This is a genomic window from Streptomyces sp. NBC_00299 (assembly GCF_036173045.1).
Lineage (GTDB): Bacteria > Actinomycetota > Actinomycetes > Streptomycetales > Streptomycetaceae > Streptomyces > Streptomyces machairae.
In genome coordinates, this window is record NZ_CP108039.1 from 5,845,744 (window position 1) to 5,866,243 (window position 20,500).

18 protein-coding genes are annotated in these 20,500 nt (G+C 68.8%); 16 read left to right on the forward strand and 2 right to left on the reverse strand.

Annotation, left to right across the window (positions count from 1 at the left end):
- Positions 1 to 6 precede the first annotated feature (6 nt).
- From OHT51_RS43385 to OHT51_RS25970, 4 genes are all read left to right on the forward strand, one after another.
- Positions 7 to 444, forward strand: coding sequence for a DUF4259 domain-containing protein (locus OHT51_RS43385; protein WP_443052732.1), 438 nt, complete (start codon positions 7 to 9; stop codon positions 442 to 444).
- 369 nt (positions 445 to 813) lie between these two features.
- Positions 814 to 1,554: a hypothetical protein gene (locus OHT51_RS25960; protein WP_328881318.1), complete on the forward strand. Its 741-nt coding sequence runs from the start codon at positions 814 to 816 to the stop codon at positions 1,552 to 1,554.
- A gap of 339 nt (positions 1,555 to 1,893) precedes the next feature.
- Positions 1,894 to 3,276 (forward strand): nitrate/nitrite transporter, encoded by a 1,383-nt coding sequence (locus tag OHT51_RS25965; RefSeq protein WP_328881319.1) that lies wholly within the window; start codon positions 1,894 to 1,896, stop codon positions 3,274 to 3,276.
- A gap of 239 nt (positions 3,277 to 3,515) precedes the next feature.
- Complete coding sequence (locus tag OHT51_RS25970) at positions 3,516 to 4,667, forward strand: uroporphyrinogen-III synthase (protein WP_328881320.1); 1,152 nt, start codon at positions 3,516 to 3,518, stop codon at positions 4,665 to 4,667.
- Positions 4,668 to 4,687: 20 nt separating this feature from the next.
- Here the strand turns inward: OHT51_RS25970 and OHT51_RS25975 are convergent, their stop codons facing one another.
- Positions 4,688 to 5,281, reverse strand: a complete 594-nt coding sequence (locus tag OHT51_RS25975) for an anthrone oxygenase family protein (protein ID WP_328881321.1) — start codon at positions 5,279 to 5,281, stop codon at positions 4,688 to 4,690.
- Positions 5,282 to 5,488: 207 nt separating this feature from the next.
- Between OHT51_RS25975 and OHT51_RS25980 the strand changes: the two genes are divergently transcribed.
- The 6 genes from OHT51_RS25980 to OHT51_RS26005 all read left to right on the forward strand — a co-directional run bounded on the left by OHT51_RS25980 (position 5,489) and on the right by OHT51_RS26005 (position 12,627).
- Entirely contained in the window at positions 5,489 to 6,100 is a 612-nt protein-coding gene (locus OHT51_RS25980) for a CGNR zinc finger domain-containing protein (protein ID WP_328881322.1), read from the forward strand.
- Between the two features lie 319 nt (positions 6,101 to 6,419).
- Complete coding sequence (locus tag OHT51_RS25985; RefSeq protein ID WP_010039908.1) at positions 6,420 to 6,941, forward strand: sigma-70 family RNA polymerase sigma factor; 522 nt, start codon at positions 6,420 to 6,422, stop codon at positions 6,939 to 6,941.
- Positions 6,941 to 7,771, forward strand: a complete 831-nt coding sequence (locus OHT51_RS25990; protein WP_443052553.1) for an anti-sigma factor family protein — start codon at positions 6,941 to 6,943, stop codon at positions 7,769 to 7,771. Before OHT51_RS25985 ends, OHT51_RS25990 begins: the two co-directional genes overlap by 1 nt.
- A gap of 69 nt (positions 7,772 to 7,840) precedes the next feature.
- Positions 7,841 to 10,246, forward strand: a complete 2,406-nt coding sequence (locus OHT51_RS25995) for a HelD family protein (RefSeq protein ID WP_328881324.1) — start codon at positions 7,841 to 7,843, stop codon at positions 10,244 to 10,246.
- A 313-nt stretch (positions 10,247 to 10,559) separates the two neighbouring features.
- On the forward strand, positions 10,560 to 11,984 hold the full coding sequence (locus OHT51_RS26000) for an NAD-dependent malic enzyme (RefSeq protein WP_328881325.1): 1,425 nt from the start codon (positions 10,560 to 10,562) through the stop codon (positions 11,982 to 11,984).
- A gap of 361 nt (positions 11,985 to 12,345) precedes the next feature.
- Positions 12,346 to 12,627, forward strand: a complete 282-nt coding sequence (locus OHT51_RS26005; RefSeq protein ID WP_007498188.1) for an HU family DNA-binding protein — start codon at positions 12,346 to 12,348, stop codon at positions 12,625 to 12,627.
- Between the two features lie 290 nt (positions 12,628 to 12,917).
- Here the strand turns inward: OHT51_RS26005 and murA are convergent, their stop codons facing one another.
- Complete coding sequence (murA, locus tag OHT51_RS26010; protein WP_328881326.1) at positions 12,918 to 14,258, reverse strand: UDP-N-acetylglucosamine 1-carboxyvinyltransferase; 1,341 nt, start codon at positions 14,256 to 14,258, stop codon at positions 12,918 to 12,920.
- Between the two features lie 253 nt (positions 14,259 to 14,511).
- Between murA and OHT51_RS26015 the strand changes: the two genes are divergently transcribed.
- The 6 genes from OHT51_RS26015 to OHT51_RS26040 all read left to right on the forward strand — a co-directional run bounded on the left by OHT51_RS26015 (position 14,512) and on the right by OHT51_RS26040 (position 20,416).
- A complete protein-coding gene (locus OHT51_RS26015; protein ID WP_328881327.1) occupies positions 14,512 to 15,084 on the forward strand; it encodes a YqgE/AlgH family protein in 573 nt (190 codons plus the stop codon).
- 29 nt (positions 15,085 to 15,113) lie between these two features.
- Complete coding sequence (locus OHT51_RS26020; protein WP_328427332.1) at positions 15,114 to 15,398, forward strand: DUF3039 domain-containing protein; 285 nt, start codon at positions 15,114 to 15,116, stop codon at positions 15,396 to 15,398.
- A gap of 216 nt (positions 15,399 to 15,614) precedes the next feature.
- Positions 15,615 to 16,928, forward strand: coding sequence for an extracellular solute-binding protein (locus OHT51_RS26025; RefSeq protein WP_328881328.1), 1,314 nt, complete (start codon positions 15,615 to 15,617; stop codon positions 16,926 to 16,928).
- A 47-nt stretch (positions 16,929 to 16,975) separates the two neighbouring features.
- Positions 16,976 to 17,929 (forward strand): carbohydrate ABC transporter permease, encoded by a 954-nt coding sequence (locus OHT51_RS26030; protein ID WP_443052733.1) that lies wholly within the window; start codon positions 16,976 to 16,978, stop codon positions 17,927 to 17,929.
- A gap of 5 nt (positions 17,930 to 17,934) precedes the next feature.
- Positions 17,935 to 18,786: a carbohydrate ABC transporter permease gene (locus OHT51_RS26035; protein ID WP_328881330.1), complete on the forward strand. Its 852-nt coding sequence runs from the start codon at positions 17,935 to 17,937 to the stop codon at positions 18,784 to 18,786.
- A gap of 1 nt (position 18,787) precedes the next feature.
- The gene (locus OHT51_RS26040; protein WP_328881331.1) at positions 18,788 to 20,416 is read left to right on the forward strand and encodes a beta-N-acetylhexosaminidase; all 1,629 of its coding nucleotides are present in this window, start codon (positions 18,788 to 18,790) and stop codon (positions 20,414 to 20,416) included.
- Positions 20,417 to 20,500: the final 84 nt, after the last annotated feature.

A 20,500-nucleotide genomic window follows, 5' to 3' on the forward strand; every position in this document is an offset into this window, starting at 1 on the left:
TTTGTGATGGGAACTTGGGGCTCAGGCCCGTTCGACAGTGATACGGCGGAAGATTTCCTCGATGAGCTGGAGAGGTATCCCGCACCGCAGCGTCTGGAAGCCGTCGAGCGTACTTTCCGTGCCGCCATTGCGGCGGATGGAAGTTCCAGCTCATCGGTGCTGCCTGAGGAGGTAGTGGCTGCTGCCGCTGTAGTGGCGGCCAATGTTCCAGCCGGGCATTCCTTGGCTTGGAATGAGGAATACCCGAGCATCACGGAATGGCTGGCGAAGCCGATTGCGCCCGCCCTTGCCTCGTCTGCAATCCAGGCGCTTGAATCGGCAGTGCCCGCAGATGGCTGGTTCTGGAGGAGCTGGGTCGACGCTGACGAGAGGGTCGAGGCTCAGGCTGCAATCGACACTTTGAGGTCTGTATTGCGCCCTCCCAGCGGAGGATATTCTCGATAGAGCGGATCGATGTCGATCCAGTAGTCGACTGCAAATGAGGAGCCCTACCGGGAGCGTGAGCCGGTGGGCCTTCGGCGGTATGGTCGAGCGCCTCGAGTCCATCGCCGGCCGTGGTTTGGCCGTTCGTACCGTCGACATGCCCTTGGCGTGCGGAGCCTCATGGACGACTCGAGTGGACGATCTCCGCGAGGACCTCGCTTGGTTGTGTTGGCGGCGGCACAGAAGTTCCTCGGTCGGCCCAAGGGCGCGTTGGCGACACTCGAATTCGTCTACCCTCCGGAGAGCCGTGAACGCACGTTAGTGCGACGTTGCGTTCAGCAGCCTCACCGAAGGCTGAGTTGGCATCGAGGATTGGGGCTGGAGACCTTAATGAAAACGATCGGCGGCGCGCTCGCGCGCATGACGGCAGGCACCGTAATGGTCCTGTTGCTCGTTGCCGGATGCGGGGAGAAGGACGGAACGGATGCTGCGGGTTCCGTGGGAGCTGGTCCGTCGTTGGACGGCGCTCCCAACAAGCCATGGACTGAGGCGGAGCTGAACGAGGTAGCGCTCAGTGACCGTGACGGATACGAGGTGTCCGGCCGGGTGCCGATGAGCGCCAGGCCTTCAACCAGGACAGCGGATCCTGCTATGTGCAGCCCGATCCTCCAAGCACTGGGCAAGAGCAGCAGCACCTATGCCGCCGGCGCGCGGATCGGTCGGATCTTCAGCTCTGAAGGTTCGGGTTCCGGGGCGACCATGACTCTCGCGTCGCACAGAATGGCGGATGCGAGAGCTGCAGTGGCGGCATTCCGCACGGCGGCCGAAAAGTGTACGGCCTTCCGGGACGTGGAGCAGTCGTACGACTACGAGGCAGTCGAGGCCCGGCTCGACCCCGGATATGGGGATGAATCCGTCTCCCTGCGGCTCGTGCAGGTCGTGTCGTATCCAGATGGGGAGTCGTTGAGAGTTCCCTTCGCGGTGGTAGTGGCACGAAAGGGGGCAACGGTCGGGACCTTCTATGACTTCAACCCGCCAAGCGGGGTGAAGGGCGTGAGTCCGGCTTCCGTTCCGGATGATCTTGTGAGAGTGCAATTGGACAAGCTTGGGCAGCTGGATACAGCTGAGTGATCGGCATCGTCGATCCCGGGATGCCGTGAACGCATCCGCCGTTGCTCCTGTCGGCCCGGGACACGGCCAGCGGGCCCCGTTCGGGGCCCTGAGGAAGCCAGCCCGTCTTGGGTCCCTGTGCTCCAGAGCAACCGCTGCGCTCGGAGCCGCCTACTCTCCCCATGCACAGGGCACGGCGACCAGAACCTCTCATCCCCCCACCCCCCACCGTGAGAGCAAAGTTCCTTTCCGGTCACCCGATGCCACAGCCCCGAAACGCGCCCTCCCTACCTTCGGGATCAGCCACTCATAGCGCGACCGAGCAGCGCGACCGAGCCCCGAAGGAACCGTGGAGGCGTCATGACAGCCCCGAGTACAGCCCCCGCCGCAAGCAGGGGAGGCCGCTGGATCGAGCACTGGGACCCCGAGGACGAGGCCTTCTGGAAGGAGACCGGGGAGAAGGTCGCCAAGCGCAACCTCTTCTTCTCCGTCCTGTCCGAGCACATCGGGTTCTCGATCTGGACCTTGTGGTCGGTGATGGTGCTGTTCATGGGGCCGGAGTACGGGCTCACCCCTGCGGACAAGTTCACGATCGTCTCGATGGCCACGCTGGTCGGCGCCATCGTGCGCGTCCCGTACACCTTCGCCGTCGCCGTCTTCGGTGGCCGGATGTGGACGGTCGTCTCGGCGAGTCTGCTGCTGGTGCCGACGGTCGCCGCGTTCGCCGTGATGGAGCCGGGAACGTCGTTCACGACCTTCCTGCTGTGCGCGATGCTGGCCGGCGTCGGCGGCGGGAACTTCGCCTCCAGCATGACCAACATCAACGCCTTCTTCCCGCTCCGTAAGAAGGGGTGGGCGCTGGGCCTGAACGCCGGCGGCGGCAACATCGGCGTGCCCGTCGTGCAGCTCGTCGGGCTCGCGGTCATCGGCGCCAGCGGCGGGCCGCGCCTGCTGCTCGGGATCTACATCCCGTTCATCGTGATCGCCGCCGTCCTCGCGTGGTTGAAGATGGACAGCATCTCGTCCGTCAAGAACGACACCGGCGCCGCCAAGGACGCCGCGAAGGACGCCCACACCTGGATCATGTCCTTCCTCTACATCGGCACCTTCGGGTCGTTCATCGGATACTCCTTCGCCTTCGGGCTGGTGCTCCAGACGCAGTTCGGCCGTACACCGCTCCAGGCCGCCTACGTCACCTTCATCGGCCCACTGCTCGGCTCCCTGATCCGGCCCGTGGGCGGCTGGCTCGCCGACCGGTACGGCGGCGCGAAGATCACGCTGTGGAACTACGTCGGTATGGCCGCCGCGACTGCTGTGGTCGTCGTGGCCTCGATGCAGAAGTCGCTGCCGCTGTTCACCACCGCGTTCATCGCCCTGTTCGTGCTCAGCGGCCTCGGCAACGGCTCGACGTTCAAGATGATCCCCGGCATCTTCCACACGAAGGCTCTGGCCAGGGGGCTCGAAGGTGAGGAGGCCGCCGCCTACGGCCGCAGGCTCTCCGGTGCCTCCATGGGGCTCATCGGCGCGGTGGGCGCACTCGGCGGACTCGGCATCAACCTCGCCTTCCGCCAGTCGTTCCTCACCGTGGGCTCCGGCACCGGCGCCTTCGTCGCCTTCCTCGCCTTCTACGGCCTCTGCTTCGCGGTCACCTGGGCCGTATACCTTCGCCGCCCGGCCGCCGCGCAGACCGACACGGCACCTGCCACCGACGCAAAGCCGCAGCTCAGCTACGCCGAGGTGTGACGTAACACCACCGACATCAAGTCGAACCGAGCCTGTCACGCACCGTTGACAGGCTCGCTCGGCATGCAGGTGTAACCACCAAGGGCGCGATCGGGATCCAGAAGACCAGGAGTCAGAAGACCAGGCGTCAGAAGACCAGGAGCCAGGAGATCTGGAGCCGGAAGATCAGGAGCCGCTCCCGCCGACCCCGGTGGGAGACCCTGGTGCAGGCATCACAACTCGAGTGCGGGACGAGAGTTATGTACGACGAACAGCAGCAACCCGAACACGGGCCCCTCGCGGGATTCACCGTGGGCGTCACCGCCGCGCGCCGCGCCGACGAGCTCGGGGCGCTGCTTCAGCGGCGCGGCGCCGCCGTACTGCACGCCCCCGCCCTGCGCATCGTGCCGCTGGCCGACGACAGCGAACTGCTCGCGGCCACCAAGGAGATCATCCAGCGGACGCCGGACGTCGTGATCGCCACCACCGCGATCGGCTTCCGCGGCTGGATCGAGGCCGCCGACGGCTGGGGCCTCGGCGAGGACCTGCTGGAACGGCTGCGCGGCGTCGAACTGCTCGCGCGCGGCCCCAAGGTCAAGGGCGCGGTACGGGCCGCCGGGCTGACGGAGGAGTGGTCGCCGTCCAGCGAGTCCATGGCCGAGGTGCTGGACCGGCTGCTGGAGGAGGGCGTCGAGGGGCGCCGCGTCGCCATCCAGCTGCACGGTGAGCCGCTGCCCGGGTTCGTGGAGGCGCTGCGGGCCGGGGGAGCGGAGGTGCTCGGGGTGCCGGTCTACCGGTGGCTGCCCCCGGAGGACATCGGGCCGGTCGACCGGCTGCTGGACGCGGCCGTCTCCCGAGGCCTGGACGCCCTCACCTTCACCAGCGCCCCGGCCGCGGCGTCCCTGCTGTCGCGGGCCGAGGAGCGCGGCCTGCTTCCCGAACTGCTCGCCGCCCTCAACCACGACGTCCTTCCGGCCTGCGTCGGCCCCGTCACCGCACTGCCCCTGCAGGCGCTCGGCGTCGACACGGTCCAGCCCGAGCGCTTCCGGCTCGGACCGCTGGTCCAGCTGCTGTGCCAGGAGCTGCCGGGGCGGGCCCGGTCGCTGCCGATCGCCGGGCACCGGGTGGAGATCCGGGGCCATGCGGTCCTGGTCGACGGGGCGCTGCGCCCCGTACCGCCCGCGGGCATGTCCCTGTTGCGGGCCCTGTCCCGACGGCCGGGCTGGGTGGTGCCCCGCGCGGAGCTGCTGCGTGCCCTGCCGGGCGCCGGCCGCGACGAGCACGCCGTGGAGACGGCGATGGCCCGGCTCCGTACGGCCCTGGGGGCGCCGAAGCTGATCCAGACGGTGGTGAAGCGGGGGTACCGGCTGGCGCTGGACCCGGCGACGGACGCGAAGTACGCGGACGAGTAGGGAGGCACCCGGCGTCGGAGTCACCCTCTGGGGGCCCGCGGCCCCCAGCCTCCCGCCGTCGGCCCTGAGCGGGCCTCGTCCTCAAACGCCGGCCGGTCCGATGGTGCCGACCGGCGCTCAGCCGAACCCCGCGAGATCCGCCCGTACAGGACCAGCGCCCGCCCCAAGCACCCCAACGCCACCGTCGACAGCACCGTCCGTACGACATTCCACGCCAGCCACGGGTCCTCGAACTCCTCCCGCAGGGCGGTCGGATCACCGGCCCCCTTCAGGCTGTCGTTCAGCGGGATGCTGAACAGGACGGTGACCACGAAGGCCAGCCCGTACGCGGTCGCCGCCGCCCATACCCACCCCCGGTAGGGCGTCCCGCGGACCTGCCACGCCGATACGCCCGTCAGCACCATCGCCCCGAAGAAGCTCAGGAAGAACACCGGGTTCTCGAACGCGTCGTTGATGTCGCGCATGACCTCGACGTACACCCGGTCATCGCTGCGCGCCAACCCCGGCATCACCCCGCAGGCGAAGATGTAGAAGGCCCCGGCGATCAGGCCCATCGCGACCGTGGCCGCGCCCAGTACGGTCCCCACGACTTTGCTGTTCGGTGTTGTGGTCATGCCCTCCAGTCAACGGACCAGCACGCCCCCCGAACATGGCCGTCACGCGCAGCCGCATACGCGGACGTCCAGGCCCGCAGGCGGTACGAGGGGTTCCGGCCCCGCCCCCGGGCAGGCACTGTTAGGGGGAACGGTTCTCCCCAGCTCTCCTCACGGCATCTCACCGACCCCTCATGACCGGGGTGACCCCTAGGCGGTGACAGGCACATGGCACTGGGTACGGCCACGGGCGCGCTCGAGCTGCGGTTCGACGCCGGGCGGATCTGTCTGGATCTCCTCGCGACCACGCACCCCGAGGAACGGTTCGACTCCGTCGAGGTGTTGTGCGCCTGGATCGTCGGGGCCGGCCTCGCCCCGCCGGGCACACCGCTGACCCACGCCGACGCCTCCTGGCTGGCGGGCTTTTGCGAACTGCGCGGCTGTATCGACCAGTTGGTCCGCGGTGATCTCGCCTCGGGGCTCTGGACGTCGTACGACAGGCCGTCGTACGACATCGCGCTCGCCCGCGTGAACGACATCGCCCGCGTGGCGCCACCGGCCCCCCGTGCCGTCAGGGGGGAAGACGGCACCCTCGTACGGCAGTTGGATCACCCGCCCGAGTGCCCCGCCCTGCTCGGCGCCGTCGCGCGGGACGCCCTGGAACTGCTCACCGATCCGGCCGCGCGGGCCGGACTGCGGGAGTGCGAGGGCGACAACTGTCCGATCGTTTATGTCGATACGTCCCGGGGGCGCAGGAGGCGCTGGTGCTCCAGTGAGGTCTGCGGGAACCGCGAAAGAGTGGCCCGGCACCGTCGCCGCGCGGCACTCACCCGAGCCTGACAGTCCGTTATGCGGCTTCTGTGGAACGACTGTCGAAGTGATTTCGATTACACGTCGTTTACCTACGGGGCCGTAGGGAAGCCCTCTTTCGATCTTGCCGTTGTGGCGGAAATGTAAAGATCGCACGGTGGGAATGTGCTGCCATGTCCCGCTCGTCACGTCACTCCGAAGAAAACTGTCGCCTCTGTTTGAACACTCAAAGCGCCGCTTGCGTACGGGTAGTCGAGCGACCGACTGGGGGAACCCCCGGACATCGGAGGTGGGCGTGCGCAAGGATTCCGTCGTGGCCAATGAACGTGGATCGAGGGCCCGACATCGCATGTCCCAGCCCTCGGAACCTGATGAGGAGCTGATGCGTGCGCTGTACAGAGAGCACGCCGGACCCCTCCTTGCGTATGTCCTTCGACTGGTCGCCGGTGATCGGCAACGAGCAGAGGACGTTGTGCAGGAGACGCTCATCCGTGCCTGGAAGAACGCCGGACAGCTCAATCGAGCGACCGGATCGGTACGCCCCTGGCTGGTGACGGTCGCCCGGCGCATCGTCATCGACGGCCACCGCAGCCGGCAGGCCCGGCCGCAGGAGGTCGATCCGTCGCCGCTGGAGGTCATCCCCGCGGAGGACGAGATCGACAAGGCGCTGTGGCTGATGACGCTGTCGGACGCACTCGACGACCTGACGCCCGCCCACCGGGAAGTCCTGGTCGAGACGTACTTCAAGGGGCGTACGGTCAATGAGGCGGCCGAGACGCTGGGCATACCCAGCGGCACCGTTCGCTCAAGGGTCTTCTATGCCCTGCGGTCGATGAAGCTGGCTCTGGAGGAGCGGGGGGTGACGGCGTGATGAGTGTTTACGGGGGAAACCAGGGATTCGGGATGGGCGGTTCGGGTATGTCTGGACCCATGACGGGACATCCGGTTCCGAGCGAACACGAGACCGTCGGCGCCTACGCCCTCGGAATTCTCGACGACGCCGAGGCAACCGCTTTCGAGGCACATCTCGCGACCTGTGAATGGTGCGCCCAGCAACTGGACGAACTCGCCGGGATGGAGCCGATGCTGGCCGCGCTCGCGGACCTGCCGGGTACCGGTTCGCCCGCGATCGGCGAGTCCCTGTCGGCGAAGCCCAGCCCGCGCCTCGTGAACAAGCTCGTCGACGAGGTCGCCGAGCGCCGCGCCCAGAAGCGCCGGCGCAGCTTCTACATGGTGGCCGCGGCGGCCGCGCTGATCGTCGGCGGTCCCTTCGTGGCCGTGGCGACGAACGGCGGCGACTCGGACGGCGGCGGCAGCCCCGGTCAGACCCTCGCGGCCAACCCCGCCAAGGAACTGTTCACCGGTACCGAGAACAAGGTCTCGGGGACCGACCCGACGACCGGCGCCAGCGCGACCGTCGGCATGTCGGAGAAGGCGTGGGGCACCGAGACGGCCCTTGAGCTCAAGGGCGTCAAAGGCCCGCTCAAGTGTTCCCTGATCTTCGTCAGCAAGGACGGCGAGCGCGAGACGGCCGCTTCCTGGTCCGTCCCGAAGTGGGGCTACGGCATCCCGGACGCCAAGACCGAGCAGGCCAGGAACCCGCTCTACGTCAGCGGCGGCGTGTCCATGTCCCCCGACGATGTCGATCACGTAGAGGTCATGGACTTCGACGGAAAGAAGATCGTCGAGGTAGACGTGTAGTCGCCGTAGCAATTCCGGGTCCCCTTCGCGTACGGTTGACGGCTGCCCAGCACGTCAGAAGGGGGCCCGGTGGCCGCTCAGGCTCCGCAGGAAACCGCGCTCGAAGACTCCTTGAGAGATCGGGAGATCGGCGTCGAACAGGTACACCTGGACCGGGTGTACCAGCGCCTCGAGGAGAAGATCCACGAGGCGGAGTTCCTCATGAACGACGCGGCCCAGCGCGGCCAGGTCGGCACGCCCGGTGCGCTCGCCGAGCGGGACGCGCAGGTCTTCCGCGCAGGTGTCCACCTCAATCGGCTCAACAACGAGTTCGAGGACTTCCTCTTCGGCCGTATCGACCTGCTGCCCGGCAAGGACGGCAAGAAGGGACCCGACGGCGCGTACACCGCCGTCGAGCCCGCCGAGGGCGCGGTCCGCGAGGACAACACCGCCGACATCGCCGAGACCCTGCACATCGGCCGCATCGGCGTGCTCGACCAGGACTACGCCCCGCTGGTCATCGACTGGCGGGCGCCGGCCGCGGCGCCCTTCTACCGCTCGACGCCGGTCGACCCCGGGCGGGTCGTACGGCGCCGGGTCATCCGCTCCAAGGGGCGCCGGGTGCTGAGCGTCGAGGACGACCTGATGCGTCCCGAGCTCAGGGCGTTCCTCGGCGGCGACGAACTGCCCGTCATCGGTGACGGCGCCCTCATGGCCGCCCTCGGCCAGGCCCGCAGCCACACCATGCGGGACATCGTGGCGTCCATCCAGGCCGAGCAGGACCTGGTCATCCGCGCGCCCGCCGCCTCCGTGACGTACGTCGAAGGCGGCCCCGGCACCGGCAAGACCGCCGTCGCCCTGCACCGCGCCGCCTACCTGCTCTACCAGGACCGGCGCCGGTACGCGGGCGGCATCCTGATCGTCTCGCCGACCCCGCTGCTGGTGGCGTACACCGAGGGCGTGCTCCCGTCGCTGGGCGAGGAGGGCCAGGTCGCCATCCGCGCGATCGGCTCCCTCGTCGACGGTGCCGAGGCCACGCTGTACGACTCCCCGGCCACTGCCCGCGCCAAGGGCTCGTACCGCATGCTCAAGGTGCTGCGGAAGGCGGCTCGGGGCGCCCTGGAGCTGGGACCGGGCAGCGGGACCGATGCGCGTCGGCCCGCCGGCGACACCGCGGCGAACCGGGCGGGGCAGCTCGCCTTCGGCGATGACGGCACGGACACCGACGAGTCCGCGCGGACCCCCTCCGGTCCGCCCACCCGGCTGCGCGTGGTCGCCTTCGGGCGCCGGCTGGAGCTGGAGGCCGACGCGCTGGAACGTATCCGCCGCACCGCGCTGGGCGGCACCGCACCCGTGAACCTGCTGCGCCCGCGCGCCCGCAAGCTGCTGCTCGACGCCCTGTGGGCGCAGTCGGGCGGCGCCGGCCGGCACACCGACCCGGAGCTCGCCGCCGAGCTGCGCGCCTCCTTCGACGAGGACGTCATGTCGGAGGACAGCTTCACCGCCTTCGTCGACGCCTGGTGGCCGGAGCTGACCCCGAGGGCGGTCCTGACGGCGATGGCCGACGAGCGACGCCTCGGCCGCTGGGCCCGCCGGGTCCTCAACCCCGGTGACGTGCGCAAGGTCGCCCGCTCGCTGAAGCGGGACGGGTACTCCGTGCACGACATCGCCATGCTCGACGAGCTCCAGTCGATCCTCGGCACCCCGGCCCGCCCGAGGAAGAAGCGCGAGCTGGACCCGCTCGACCAGCTCACCGGCCTTGAGGAGCTGATGCCGGTGCGCGAGGAGTCGCAGCGCGAGCGCGCCGAGCGGCTGGCCGCCGAGCGCACCGAGTACGCCCACGTCATCGTCGACGAGTCCCAGGACGTCACGCCGATGCAGTGGCGCATGCTCGGCCGCCGCGGCCGGCACGCCACCTGGACGGTCGTCGGCGACCCGGCCCAGTCCTCCTGGTCCGACGTCGACGAGGCGGCCGAGGCCCGCGACGAGGCCCTCGGCACCCGCCCGCGCCGCCGCTTCCAGCTCACCGTGAACTACCGCAACCCGGCCGAGATCGCCCAGCTGGCGGCGAAGGTGCTCGCCCTCGCCATGCCCGGCTCGACGTCACCGTCGGCGGTGCGTTCGACCGGCGTCGAGCCGCGCTTCACCGTCGTACGGGACTCCCTCGCGCAGACGGTCCGCGAGGAGGCCGCCCGACTGCTGGACCGGGTCGACGGCACGGTCGGCGTCGTCGTCGCGATGCAGCGGCGCGAGGAGGCGGCCAAGTGGGTCGCCGGGCTCGGCGACCGGGTCGTGGCGCTCGGCAGCCTGGAGGCGAAGGGGCTGGAGTACGACGCGACGATCGTCGTCTCCCCGGCGGAGATCGCCGACGAGTCCCCGGCCGGCCTGCGGGTGCTGTACGTCGCGCTGACCCGGGCCACCCAGCAGCTCACGGTGGTGTCGGGGGAACGCGACGAGCCCGACGCAAGCGGGGTGCCGGACCTGCTCCGAGATTGATCCCGCTGAACCACCGGTACGGGAATGGCCTTACGGGATCGGTTTGTTAGCCTGGGTGTGGCACCGGCTCGATCCAAGCCCCCGGGCCCAACCTTCGTCGCTACGAGCGACCACTTGCCGCGAGGCGAGCATGGCGGGTCGGTGTCATGAACGTTGGAGAGACCCACGTCACGAATGTGACGTGGGTCTCTTTTCATGGGAAGGCGTGGCGAACAATACGTTCGCAATCCAAGCCCGGCTAACTCCTACTCGGCGGTAGGTGCGACGATCGGACGGCATCCAGCGTCACAGGTGAAAGCAGAGGAAGTCGGCCATGGCAACGGCGCCCAGCGTCTCCTACTCGATGACGGTCCGGCTGGAGGTGCCCGCGAGCGGAACCGCGGTCTCCCAGCTCACCGGGGCCGTCGAGTCCCACGGAGGCTCGGTCACCGGCCTCGACGTCACCGCCTCCGGGCACGAGAAGCTCCGCATCGACGTCACCATCGCCGCCACCTCCACCGCGCACGCCGACGAGATCGTCGAGCAGCTGCGCGGCATCGAGGGCGTCACCCTGGGCAAGGTCTCCGACCGTACGTTCCTGATGCACCTCGGCGGCAAGATCGAGATGCAGTCCAAGCACCCCATCCGCAACCGTGACGACCTGTCCATGATCTACACGCCGGGTGTGGCGCGGGTCTGCATGGCGATCGCCGAGAACCCCGAGGACGCGCGGCGCCTGACGATCAAGCGGAACTCCGTTGCGGTTGTGACGGACGGCTCGGCGGTGCTGGGCCTGGGCAACATCGGCCCGAAGGCCGCGCTGCCCGTCATGGAGGGCAAGGCGGCCCTCTTCAAGCGGTTCGCCGGCATCGACGCCTGGCCGCTGTGCCTCGACACCCAGGACACCGACGCGATCGTCGAGATCGTCAAGGCGATCGCCCCCGGGTTCGCCGGCATCAACCTCGAGGACATCTCCGCGCCCCGCTGCTTCGAGATCGAGGCGCGGCTGCGCGAGGCCCTCGACATCCCCGTCTTCCACGACGACCAGCACGGCACCGCGATCGTCGTCCTGGCCGCCCTCACCAACGCACTTCGCGTGGCGAGCAAGGCGATTGAGAACATCCGCGTCGTCATGTCCGGCGCCGGCGCGGCCGGTACGGCCATCCTGAAGCTGCTGCTCGCCGCGGGCGTGAAGAACGCCGTCGTCGCCGACATCCACGGCGTCGTGCACGCCGGGCGCGAGGACCTGCGCCAGGCCCCCGCCGACTCCCCGCTGCGCTGGATCGCCGACAACACCAACCCCGAGGGCCTGACGGGCACGCTGAAGGAGGCCGTGCGGGGCGCGGACGTCTTCATCGGCGTCTCGGCCCCGAACGTGCTCGACGGCGACGACGTGGCCGCCATGGCCGACGACGCCATCGTGTTCGCGCTCGCGAACCCGGACCCCGAGGTCGACCCGGCAATCGCCCGCCAGACGGCCGCAGTTGTGGCCACGGGCCGCTCCGACTTCCCGAACCAGATCAACAACGTGCTGGTCTTTCCGGGTGTCTTCCGCGGTCTGCTGGACGCGCAGTCCCGCACGGTCAACACCGACATGATGCTCGCGGCCGCGAAGGCGCTGGCAGATGTGGTGACCGAGGACGAGCTGAATCCGAACTACATCATCCCGAGCGTGTTCAACGACAAGGTCGCGGGTGCGGTCGCCGGTGCGGTGCGGGAGGCGGCGAAGTCCGTCACCGCGGCGGGTTCGGCCGAGTAATCACCGGGTGTCGCTGCCTCACAGCCCTGAAAAATGTGTATGGGCTGTGAGGATCGCCACGGCAAGCCCTTGTGACGGCGCGTCGTGGAACCTGGGGCCTATTGCTGCCGTTTATCGTGACGCGAAAAGCTCAGGCCCTCTCTTCGTGTGACTCCCAAGGGTGTTCTCACGACTCCTCCGGGTGCCGGATTGGCTTTCCCGCCGCAGGTAGGGGCAGGATGCGTCTCTGGGCGCGAGGGTCCGTGGACGGACCCGGGTCCGGGGACTGTCCGAGGACCCTGGCAGCATCGGCTTCGCTGTGCCCAATGCGGCTCCGCCGCGTGGCACGCCTCAACAGCAAGAAGAACACGGGAGTAACAACATGAACCGCAGTGAGCTGGTGGCCGCGCTGGCCGACCGTGCCGAGGTGACCCGCAAGGACGCCGACGCCGTGCTGGCCGCGTTCGCCGAGACCGTCGGCGAGGTTGTCGCCAAGGGCGACGAGAAGGTCACCATCCCTGGCTTCCTGACCTTCGAGCGCACCCACCGTGCCGCTCGCACCGCGCGCAACCCGCAGACCGGCGACCCGATCCAGATCCCGGCCGGCTACAGCGTGAAGGTCTCCGCGGGCTCCAAGCTCAAGGAAGCCGCCAAGGGCAAGTAAGGGCGCGCGAGCGCCGTTGTGGCGTGGCGCCGTGGGCGACTGCGGGCTCGCCGTGGCTGGTCGCGCAGTTCCCCGCGCCCCCTTTAGGGCGCTGCAGTAACGCCGATGGGGCGGCCACCCGGTTCGGGTGGCCGCCCCATCGGCTTACGTGTGTCAGCCGAGGGCCTTGCCCGGCAGTTCCACCTTCGCGCCGAGCTCGACCAACTTCTCCATGCTGTGTCTGCCCGGGGGGTGACCCCCGGGCAGACAGCCGGGGGCGGCGCTGGGCCGCCCGGGGCTGTGAGGTGTCGTCAGCCGAGGGCCTTGCCCGGCAGTTCCACCTTCGCGCCCAGCTCGACCAACTTCTCCATGAAGTTCTCGTAGCCGCGGTTGATGAGGTCGATGCCGTGGACCCGGGACGTGCCCTGGGCCGCCAGGGCCGCGATGAGGTACGAGAAGCCGCCGCGGAGGTCGGGGATGACCAGGTCGGCGCCCTGGAGCTTGGTGGGGCCGGAGACGACCGCGGAGTGCAGGAAGTTGCGCTGGCCGAAGCGGCAGGCGGAGCTGCCGAGGCACTCGCGGTAGAGCTGGATGTGCGCGCCCATCTGGTTCAGCGCGGAGGTGAAGCCGAGCCGGGACTCGTAGACCGTCTCGTGGATGATGGACAGGCCGGTCGCCTGCGTCAGGGCCACCACGAGCGGCTGCTGCCAGTCCGTCTGGAAGCCGGGGTGCACGTCCGTCTCGAGGGCGATGGACTTCAACTGGCCACCGGGGTGCCAGAACCGGATGCCCTCGTCGTCGATCTCGAAGGCACCGCCCACCTTCCGGTAGGTGTTGAGGAACGTCATCATCGAGCGCTGCTGGGCGCCACGGACGTAGATGTTGCCCTCGGTCGCGAGCGCCGCGGACGCCCAGGAGGCCGCCTCCAGGCGGTCCGGGAGGGCGGCGTGGGTGTAACCGCCGAGCGTGTCCACACCGGTGATGCGGATCGTCCGGTCGGTGTCCATCGCGATGATGGCGCCCATCTTCTGCAGAACGCAGATGAGGTCCTCGATCTCGGGCTCCACGGCAGCGTTGGACAGCTCCGTGACGCCCTCCGCGAGCACCGCCGTCAGCAGCACCTGCTCGGTCGCGCCCACCGACGGGTACGGCAGCCGGATCTTCGTGCCGCGCAGCCGCTGCGGAGCCTCCAGGTACTGCCCGTCCGCCCGCTTCTCGATGGTCGCGCCGAACTGCCGCAGCACCTCGAAGTGGAAGTCGATGGGTCGGCCGCCGATGTCGCAGCCGCCGAGGCCGGGGATGAACGCGTGCCCGATGCGGTGCAGGAGGGGGCCGCAGAGGAGGATCGGGATGCGGCTCGAACCCGCGTGGGCATCGATGTCAGCGACGTTCGCGCTCTCCACGTGGGAGGGGTCCATCACCAACTCGCCCGGTTCCTCACCCGGACGGACCGTGACCCCGTGCAGTTGGAGCAGACCGCGGACGACCCGGACGTCACGGATGTCGGGTACGTTGCGCAGTCGGCTTGGCGCGCTGCCCAGCAGGGCGGCGACCATGGCCTTCGGTACGAGGTTCTTCGCACCGCGGACACGGATCTCGCCCTCCAGCGGGGTTCCGCCGTGGACAAGCAGGACATCGTCGTTGACGGTCATGTATCTCGCGTTCCGATGAGTTGGGCAGGGGCCAGGAGGGAAAGGGTAATCGCCGCAGACCCCCCTTCTGTAAGCCCAAGCACGCCTCAGGAACGTCATAGGTCTGTCACAACACGAACCGTTCCGCCACGAGTACGAGCGGTCACCGTTCCGGCCGTGCGCCGGGGGACGCTCCTTTCCGCCCTGAGCTGCATTCACTGACGAACCGGCATTGCCTCCCCACGCGAAGGGAAGATGCGGGATCATGTCTGGCATGACCGAGGTGTCCTCGCTCACAGGGCGGCTGCTCGTGGCCACGCCCGCCCTGGCGGACCCGAACTTCGACCGCGCGGTGGTGCTCCTTCTCGACCACGACGAGGAGGGCTCCCTCGGTGTCGTCCTCAACCGTCCCACGCCCGTGGACGTGGGCGACATCCTGGAGGGCTGGGCGGACCTCACCGGCGAACCCGGTGTCGTCTTCCAGGGCGGCCCGGTGTCCCTGGACTCCGCGCTCGGCGTCGCCGTCATCCCCGGCGACGCGAACGGCGAGAGCGCCCCGCTGGGCTGGCGCCGGGTGCACGGCGCAATCGGGCTCGTGGACCTGGAGGCGCCGCCGGAGCTGCTCGCCTCGGCCGTGGGCAGCCTGAGGATCTTCGCCGGGTACGCCGGCTGGGGACCCGGCCAGCTGGAGGACGAGCTGGTGGAGGGTGCCTGGTACGTCGTCGAATCGGAGCCCGGGGACGTCTCCTCGCCGGCGCCGGAAAGACTCTGGCGCGAGGTCCTGCGCAGGCAGCGCAACGAGCTCGCGATGGTGGCCACCTATCCGGACGACCCTTCGCTCAACTGATGCCTGTGAGCTTCAGTACCCTTGGCGACATGAGCACTCTCGAGCCCGAGCGCGGGACTGGTACGGGAACCCTCGTAGAGCCGACGCCGCAGACGTCCCACGGCGACGGCGACCACGAGCGCTTCGCCCACTACGTCCAGAAGGACAAGATCATGGCGAGCGCACTCGACGGGACCCCCGTCGTGGCGCTCTGCGGCAAGGTGTGGGTGCCCGGCCGCGACCCGAAGAAGTACCCGGTGTGTCCCATGTGCAAGGAGATCTACGAGTCCATGGGCGCCGGCGGCGACAAGGGCAAGGACGGCGACAAGAAGTAGCGGTCCCTTCCGTTCGGCAGACGTAAGGCCCTCAGGGTGCGTTTTGCGCGCCCTGAGGGCCTTTGTGCTGTCCACGCGTTGCAGGGAGTGCGTTCGCCGGTCACAGAGTGGTTGAGACCTCTTGTGATCGTGTTCATGAAGTCCCTAGCCTCCGAGTGTTGTGCACAGCGAAACCGTCATTGCGCATGTTGCAACACTCCATCGGAGGAGCACTCCATGAACGCCAGGAAGCCGTCCGTCCGTTTCCTTGGGGCCACCGCTCTCGCGGCCGCCACCCTGATCGTCTCCGCCTGCGCCCCGCAGACGTCCACCAACTCCTCCTCCGACAAGGACGAGAAGACCGGCACCCTGCGGGTCTGGCTCTTCCAGGAAGTCGGCAACAAGCCGAAGGAGAAGGTCGTCGACTCCGTCGTCACCGCCTTCGAGAAGGCCCACGAGGGCACGAAGGTCGACGTCGAGTACATACCGATCGAGACCCGCGCCCAGCGCGTCAAGGCCGCCTTCAACGACCCGAAGTCCGCGCCCGACGTCATGGAGTACGGCAACACCGACACCGCCGGCTATGTGAAGGACGGCGGACTCCTCGACGTCACCAAGGAGTTCGGCGACTGGACCGAGGCGAAGGACACCGACCCCACGGCCAAGCAGTCCGTCACCGTGGACGGCAAGATCTACGGCGCGCCCTTCTACGTCGGAGTCCGCGCCCTGTACTACCGCACGGACGTCTTCGAGGAGCTCGGCCTCGAAGCGCCGAAGACCATGGACGAGTTGGCCGAGACGGCCCGCAAGATCCGCGCCGCGAAGCCCGAGCTGTACGGGCTCGTGGTGGGCGGTGCGTACACGTACGGCGCGATGCCGTTCGTGTGGGCCAACGGCGGCGAACTCGCCACCGGCAAGGGCGGCTCGTACGCCTCCGCCATCGACAGCGCGGCCGCCCAGAAGGGCATCAAGGCGTACACGTCCCTGTTCAGCGACGACAACTGTCCCGCCGCCAAGTGCGCCGGCATGGGCGGCAACGACACGATCACCGCGTTCGCCGCGGGCAAGGCGGGCATGGCGATCGGCGGCGACTTCAGCCACACGGCCGTGGAGGCCGGGAAGGCGAAGGGTAAGTACGCGGTCGTGCCGCTGCCGGGCGTGAAGGCCGGTTCCATCGCGCCGGCGTTCGCGGGCGGCAACAACATCGGCGTCCTGAAGAGCACCTCGCACCGCACGCTGGCCGTCGACCTCATGGAGCAGCTGGCCTCGAAGAAGACGCAGACCTCGATGTTCGGGGCGATGGGCTTCCTGCCCACCTTCTCGGACGTACGGCAGCAGGTCGCCGCCGAGGAGCCGTACGTCAAGCCCTTCGCGCAGACCCTGTCCGCGGGCACCAAGTTCGTCCCCGCGTCGCCCGCGTGGGCGCAGATCGACTCCTCGCTGGTGCTGCCGACGATGCTCCAGGAGGTCATCAGCGGCAAGAAGGACGTGCCGGCGGCCGCGGGTGAGGCGGCCACGAAGATGGACGCCGCGTTCGGCTCCGCCGGGTGACGCGGGTGCCCAGTGGGTCGGGGGTTGTGGAGCGTCGGCGGGTGCGGGTGGATCGTGGCTGGTCGCGCCCGCGCGGCGGTAGCCGCAAGTTCAACAAGGCCCCGCGCCCCCAGGGGCGTCCGCGTGGGCGGAGTCGGACGACACCCTGGCTCTATCTCGCCCCCGCACTCGTCGTCCTCGGCGGGCTGCTCGTCTATCCCATCTATCAGCTCGGGCTGATCTCGTTCTTCGAGTACACGCAGGCGCAGGTCAGTGGCGGGGAGCCCACCACCTTCCAGGGGTTCGGCAACTACTCGGAGTTGTTCTCGGACTCCCAGTTCTGGCAGGTGCTGCTGGCCACGGTCGTGTTCGCGGCGGCGTGTGTCGTGTCGACGCTCGCCGTCGGGTGTGCGCTCGCCGTGCTGCTCACGCGCGTGCGTGCCGTGCCGCGGCTCGCGTTGATGCTGGCGGCGCTGGGGGCGTGGGCGACGCCGGCCATCACCGGGTCGACCGTGTGGCTGTTGCTGTTCGACCCGGACTTCGGGCCGGTGAACCGCATCCTGGGGCTGGGCGACCACTCGTGGACGTACGGGCGTTTCAGCGCCTTCTTCCTCGTCCTGCTCGAAGTGGTGTGGTGCTCCTTCCCGTTCGTGATGGTGACGGTGTACGCCGGTATCCGCTCCGTACCGGCCGAGGTGCTGGAGGCCGCCGCGCTGGACGGGGCCTCGCAGTGGCGGATCTGGCGGTCGGTACTGGCGCCGATGCTGCGGCCGATCCTCGTGGTCGTGACCATCCAGTCGGTCATCTGGGACTTCAAGGTCTTCACCCAGATCTACGTCATGACGAACGGCGGCGGCATCGCGGGCCAGAACCTCGTGCTGAACGTGTACGCGTACCAGAAGGCCTTCGCGTCCTCGCAGTACAGCCTCGGCTCGGCGATCGGCATCGTGATGCTGCTGATCCTGCTCGCGGTGACGCTGGTGTATCTGCGGCTGCTGCGCAAGCAGGGGGAGGAACTGTGAGGTCCGTGAAGTCCGTGGGTTCCGTGCCCTTCGTGCGGCGGCCCTGGCGGCTGCTCGCGGAGGTGTCCGCGCTGCTGATCGCCGTAGTGGTGGCCTTCCCCCTGTACTGGATGGTGCTCAGCGCCTTCAAACCGGCGGGGGAGATCGAGTCCAGCGAGCCACGGCCCTGGACGCTGGCCCCTTCCCTGGATTCCTTCCGCCGGGTGTTCGAGCAGAACGAATTCGGCCGCTACTTCCTCAACAGCCTTGTCGTGGCGTGCACGGTCGTGCTCGTCTCGGCGTTGATCGCGTTTCTCGCGGCGACCGCGGTGACACGATTCCGCTTCCGCTTCCGGACCACTCTGCTGATCATGTTTCTGGTGGCGCAGATGGTGCCGGTGGAGGCCCTGACGATCCCCCTGTTCTTCCTCATGCGGGACTTCGGCCAGCTGAACACGCTCGGCTCGCTGATCCTGCCGCACATCGCCTTCTCGCTGCCGTTCGCGATCTGGATGCTGCGGGGGTTTGTGAAGGCGGTTCCCGAGGCGCTGGAGGAGGCCGCGTACATCGACGGGGCGAGCCGGTCGCGATTCCTGTGGCAGATCCTTTTCCCGCTGGTCTTCCCGGGGCTCGTGGCCACCAGCGTGTTTTCCTTCATCTCGGCCTGGAACGACTTCCTCTTCGCCAAGTCCTTCATCATCAGCGACACTTCCCAGTCGACCCTCCCGATGGCCCTGCTCGTCTTCTACAAGCCCGACGAGCCGGACTGGGGCGGCGTCATGGCGGCGTCGACGGTGATGACGATTCCGGTGCTGATCTTCTTCGTGCTCGTGCAGCGCCGGCTGGTGTCGGGGCTGGGCGGAGCGGTAAAGGACTGACGTGACTGAACTGATTCCAGCGCCGGGCCATGTGACAGGCCAGGGCTCGCGCTTCTTCGAACTGGGACCGGCGACACGGGTGGCCGCGGGAGAAGGCACGGAACGGACGGAACGCTGGCTGCGCGCATCGCTGGGCGCGGCCACCGGGCTGCCGCTGACGCCCGGGCAGGCGGACGAGGCCGACGTCATCCACCTGTCCATCGACCCGGTGGTCGCCGAGGACCTGGGCGAAGAGGGCTATCGACTCACCGTCACGCCCGAAGCCGTCCATCTCGCGGGCGGCGCCCCCGCCGGTCTCTTCTGGGGCGCCCAGACGCTACGGCAACTGCTCGGCCCCGACGCCTACCGCCGGGCCCCGCTGCCCGACCGGCAGTGGCAGCTGCCGGAGATCCACGTCCAGGACGCCCCCCGATTCCGCTGGCGCGGCCTCATGCTCGACGTCTCCCGGCACTTCATGCCCAAGGACGGCGTCCTTCGTTACCTCGACCTGATGGCCGCCCACAAACTCAACATCTTCCACTTCCATCTGACGGACGACCAGGGCTGGCGCGTCGAGATCAGGAAGTACCCCCGGCTCACCGACGTCGGCTCCTGGCGGGCGCGTACCAAATTCGGCCACCGGGCCTCCCCGCTGTGGGACGACAAGCCGCACGGTGGCTCCTACACCCAGGACGACATCCGCGAGATCGTGGCGTACGCCGCCGAGCGGCATATCACCGTCGTCCCCGAAATCGACGTACCCGGCCACTCGCAGGCCGCGATCGCCGCGTACCCGGAACTCGGCAACACCGACGTCATCGACACCTCCGCACTCACCGTCTGGGACACCTGGGGGATCAATCCGAACGTACTCGCCCCCAGTGACAACACCCTGCGCTTCTACGAGGGGGTGTTCGAGGAACTCCTGGAGCTGTTCCCCTCGGAGTTCATTCATGTCGGGGGTGACGAATGCCTCAAGGACCAGTGGCGGCAGTCGCCGACCGCGCAGGAGCGCATCAGGGAACTCGGGCTGAAGGACGAGGACGAGCTCCAGGCGTGGTTCATCGGCCACTTCGACACGTGGCTGGCCGCGCGCGGGCGCAGGCTGATCGGCTGGGACGAGATCCTGGAGGGCGGGCTCGCAAAGGGCGCGACCGTGTCGTCCTGGCGCGGCTACGCCGGCGGCATCGCGGCGGCCCGCGCGGGCCACGACGTCGTCATGTGCCCCGAGCAGCAGGTGTATCTGGACCACCGTCAGGACGCGGGCGCCGACGAGCCGGTGCCGATCGGGTACGTCCGCACCCTGGAGGACGTCTATCGGTTCGAGCCCGTTCCCGCGGAGTTGACGCCGGACGAGGCGCGGCATGTGCTCGGGACGCAGGCCAACGTGTGGACCGAGGTGATGGAGGACCACGCACGCGTGGACTACCAGACCTTCCCGCGCCTCGCCGCCTTCGCCGAGGTCGCCTGGAGTCGCCTTCCGGCCCCGGCGGAACGGGACTTCGCCGACTTCGAGCGGCGGATGGCTGCCCACTACGGGCGACTTGACGCCCTGGGAGTCGCCTACCGTCCGCCGGCCGGACCGCGGCCGTGGCAGCGGCGCCCCGGGGTCCTCGGCCGCCCGATCGACGGCCCGCCCCCGAACAAGTAAGTGAAAAAAACCGGCAAGGTGTCACCGAAGAGTGTCAATCGGTACTCACCGGAGATGCCGTGCGAAAACGGACCATCTCCCCGA

Excerpts from the sequence above, each read along its gene's own strand:
- OHT51_RS25960 (WP_328881318.1), top strand. The coding sequence starts at position 814 with ATGAAAACGATCGGCGGCGCGCTCGCGCGCATGACGGCAGGCACCGTA.
- OHT51_RS26000 (WP_328881325.1), top strand. The coding sequence starts at position 10,560 with ATGGCAACGGCGCCCAGCGTCTCCTACTCGATGACGGTCCGGCTGGAG.
- murA (WP_328881326.1), bottom strand. The coding sequence starts at position 14,258 with ATGACCGTCAACGACGATGTCCTGCTTGTCCACGGCGGAACCCCGCTG.
- OHT51_RS26015 (WP_328881327.1), top strand. The coding sequence starts at position 14,512 with ATGACCGAGGTGTCCTCGCTCACAGGGCGGCTGCTCGTGGCCACGCCC.
- OHT51_RS25965 (WP_328881319.1), top strand. The coding sequence starts at position 1,894 with ATGACAGCCCCGAGTACAGCCCCCGCCGCAAGCAGGGGAGGCCGCTGG.
- OHT51_RS25990 (WP_443052553.1), top strand. The coding sequence starts at position 6,941 with ATGAGTGTTTACGGGGGAAACCAGGGATTCGGGATGGGCGGTTCGGGT.
- OHT51_RS26025 (WP_328881328.1), top strand. The coding sequence starts at position 15,615 with ATGAACGCCAGGAAGCCGTCCGTCCGTTTCCTTGGGGCCACCGCTCTC.
- OHT51_RS25975 (WP_328881321.1), bottom strand. The coding sequence starts at position 5,281 with ATGACCACAACACCGAACAGCAAAGTCGTGGGGACCGTACTGGGCGCG.
- OHT51_RS25970 (WP_328881320.1), top strand. The coding sequence starts at position 3,516 with ATGTACGACGAACAGCAGCAACCCGAACACGGGCCCCTCGCGGGATTC.
- OHT51_RS25985 (WP_010039908.1), top strand. The coding sequence starts at position 6,420 with ATGTCCCAGCCCTCGGAACCTGATGAGGAGCTGATGCGTGCGCTGTAC.
- OHT51_RS43385 (WP_443052732.1), top strand. The coding sequence starts at position 7 with ATGGGAACTTGGGGCTCAGGCCCGTTCGACAGTGATACGGCGGAAGAT.
- OHT51_RS26005 (WP_007498188.1), top strand. The coding sequence starts at position 12,346 with ATGAACCGCAGTGAGCTGGTGGCCGCGCTGGCCGACCGTGCCGAGGTG.
- OHT51_RS25980 (WP_328881322.1), top strand. The coding sequence starts at position 5,489 with ATGGCACTGGGTACGGCCACGGGCGCGCTCGAGCTGCGGTTCGACGCC.
- OHT51_RS26020 (WP_328427332.1), top strand. The coding sequence starts at position 15,114 with ATGAGCACTCTCGAGCCCGAGCGCGGGACTGGTACGGGAACCCTCGTA.